The sequence below is a fragment of the uncultured Prevotella sp. genome, assembly GCF_946407605.1.
Lineage (GTDB): Bacteria > Bacteroidota > Bacteroidia > Bacteroidales > Bacteroidaceae > Prevotella.
Window position 1 is genome coordinate 1 of record NZ_CAMJOS010000076.1, and the last position, 3074, is coordinate 3074.

Annotated in this window: 2 protein-coding genes and 1 riboswitch; of the genes, one reads left to right on the plus strand and one right to left on the minus strand. The window is 53.2% G+C overall.

Going from position 1 to position 3074, the window contains the following annotated elements; translation table 11 throughout:
• Nucleotides 1-488: precorrin-3B C(17)-methyltransferase (locus tag Q0R57_RS14670; RefSeq protein WP_294749244.1), on the minus strand; the 488-nt coding region annotated here is incomplete at its 3' end.
• 59 nt (nucleotides 489-547) lie between these two features.
• Nucleotides 548-741: riboswitch (cobalamin riboswitch) on the plus strand.
• A 123-nt stretch (nucleotides 742-864) separates the two neighbouring features.
• Here Q0R57_RS14670 and Q0R57_RS14675 point away from each other — a divergent pair.
• Nucleotides 865-3021 (plus strand): TonB-dependent receptor, encoded by a 2157-nt coding sequence (locus Q0R57_RS14675; protein ID WP_294749246.1) that lies wholly within the window; start codon nucleotides 865-867, stop codon nucleotides 3019-3021.
• The last annotated feature ends 53 nt before the right edge of the window (nucleotides 3022-3074 follow it).

A 3074-nucleotide genomic window follows, 5' to 3' on the forward strand; every position in this document is an offset into this window, starting at 1 on the left:
TTATAGACAGCCGTCACGAAATCGCCCACAGCAGCAGCCTTGATGCGCCGCTCGATGACTTCCCAGGGCGTCATCAGGTCAGAGAGCGATATCAGACAAGTATCGTGACCAATAGGCGCACCCAACAACGAGGCTGCCTTCTGGAAGGCCGAAATACCAGGCAAGGTGCTGACTTCAATCTCCGACGACCTTTCCCGCTTCATCTCATAGATCAGCGGAGCCATACCGTACAGACCTGCATCACCAGAAGAGATGACTACCACAGTCTTCCCCTGCTCTGCCAACAGGAACGCCTGCTCAGCCCGCTCACGTTCCCTCTTCATACCTGTGTCGATGCACTCGCACCCTTCCTTCACTTCAGCCTCGATGAATTGGAAGTAGTACTTATAACCTACAACGACATCCGCCTCGCGTACCGCTTCCAGCACGGCGGGAGTGATGTCTTCTTGACTGCCAGGACCTATGCCTGCTATGATAATCTTTCCCATATCTGCTGCAAAGATACACTTTTTTTTGAGAAATGATTGTATATTTATAAAATAATGTGTAACTTTGCATCCGAATTGGTGATGCATGGGTGTTTCATCCGTGCAAGAAAAGGGAATCAGGTGAAAGTCCTGAGCAGTACCCGCTACTGTCATCCTCATTATGGTAAGTCCAAACCAAGCCACTGACGGAAAAGTTGGGAAGGCGGACTTATCGGGGAGAGCCAGGAAACCTGCCAATAGCGAGCGCAGAGCCAAGTTAGCTTGAGCTATGCCGAGCATGGCAAGGTAAGACCAAAGGTCAAACCAGCCATTCAGACATGAAGAAGCGAAAGCCTCGGGAGTTGGGCTGAGCGGAAGAGATGCTTAAACATAACGGATGAAAAGACTGCTTTGGCTGTCGCTCTGTCTGCTGATGATGATACCTGTGTATGGGCAGGATGTCAAAAAGCGGAAGAGTCAGATGAAGGATTCAGTGATGCTGGAGAATGTAACCGTCACTGGCAAATCGAAAACCCAGCGTTTGCGTGAGGGAGCCCTCACGGTGAACGCTATCGACGTGCGTTCCATCGCCAGCAGCATCAGTTCACTGAACGGACTGGTAGACCGTACGGCGGGGGTGAAGCTGAGAGAAGAAGGCGGCGTGGGCTCAGACTTCGACCTGTCGATCAACGGTATGTCGGGCAATTCCGTACGCTACTTCATCGATGGCGTCCCCCTCGATACGAAAGGCTCAGGGGTGAATCTGGCGAATCTGCCCGTCAATCTCATTGATCATATCGAAATCTATAAGGGTGTAGTGCCTACTTGGCTAAGCAGCGATGCTTTGGGCGGAGCAGTTAACATCGTTACCAACCGCAAGAAGGTGAACTATCTCGACGCGAGCTACGGTTTCGGTTCCTACCATACTCACAGGGGTGACCTGAACGCCCAGTATGTACTGAAGAACGGCCTGACCATCCGACCTACGCTGGGCATCAGCTATTCAAAGAACGACTACATGATGCGGGGCGTGGAGGTCTGGAATGAGGAGAGCCGTGAATATATCGCCGTCGACCGCCGACGGTTCCACGACGACTATCTGTCGGCCATCGGCCAACTGGAGGTGGGATTCACCGACAAGTGGTGGGCTGACGAGTTCTTCGTGTGTGCCTCGTTTAACAAGGTGGAAAAGGAGGTGCAGACGGGTCAGATCCAGACGAAGGTGGTGGGCGAGGCAGAACGTCGCTCTAAGTCCTGGAGCATCAGCGCGAACTACCAGAAGCGCGACTTTCTGCTGAAGAACCTCACGGCGACGCTGTCGCTGTCGCATACCTGGGACCACTCGCAGACCATCGACACAGTCTACCGCAAATACGACTGGAACGGCGACTATATCAAGAGTTCACGCAACGAGATCACAGGCAGGGCCCGTACCCTGCGCCATTACAAACGTCCGCTCACCATCGGACGGGCAGACCTGAGATACCGCTTCAGCGATGCACACCAGCTGAACCTAAGCTACGGGCTGAACCGTACTGGCAACGACCGTTGGGACGAGGTGGATAAGAGCTTCGAGCCCGCCAACGACATCCTGGCAAAGCATATCATCGGACTCTCCTATAACCAGATTCTTTTTGGAGGAATACTCAACAACACCTTCTTCCTGAAGGACTACGTGAACCATCTGAACATCAACCAGACGGACATTCCCACGGTGACAGGTTCCAGAGAGGTGCAAGGCTCATCGACATCGAATGACCTTGGCGGAGGCGTCGGCATCAAGCTGCAACCTATGGAACCATTGGCGTTGAAGGCCAGCTATGAACATAGTGTCCGACTGCCACTGGCCCGTGAACTGCTTGGCAACGGCACAACCATCTATGCCAACGTGGCCCTGGAGCCGGAGAAAAGCGAGAACTGGAACGTGGGACTCTTTGGCACGCTGAGAATGGGAGACCACACGCTGTCGTATGAGGCGAACGGTTTCTTGCGGCGTGTAGACAACTACATCCAGCCACAGGTGTCGGAGAAGGAAGGCATGATGCAGTATGTGAACGTGCCTGCCGTCCATATCAAGGGCCTTGAGGGTGAGCTGCGCTACGACTGGCAGCAGCGCCTGCAGGTTGTCGGCAACGTGACATGGCAGGATGCCCGCGACCGTCAGGAGTTCAAGAGCGATGGCAAGCCTTCGGTCACCTTCAACAACCACGTGCCAAACCGCCCCTGGTTCTATGCTTCAGCCGAAGCCCGCTACGATCTGGGAAGTCTGGTCGCTCACCTCTTACCTCTCACCTCCCACTTCTATATAGGTATCGACTATCAGTGGGTGCACTGGTTCTACCTCTCGTGGGAAGGCTACGGAGCTCTTGAGACCAAGGCCCGTATACCGGAGAAGAACATCGTGGGGGCCAACGTTACCTATTCCTGGCAACAGGAGCGTTACAGTTTGTCGCTGACCTGCGATAACCTGTTCGATGAGACTGTCTACGACAACTACAAGCTCCAGAAGCCTGGGCGCTCGCTGTTTGCTAAGTTCAGGATTAATTTACATTAAGACAGAGTAACATTTAAAAGACAGAATAACATATTAACTTATTTAGACATAAG

What these genes read in the sequence shown, in the direction of transcription:
- Q0R57_RS14675 (WP_294749246.1), top strand. Translation starts at nt 865, where the DNA reads ATGAAAAGACTGCTTTGGCTGTCGCTCTGTCTGCTGATGATGATACCT.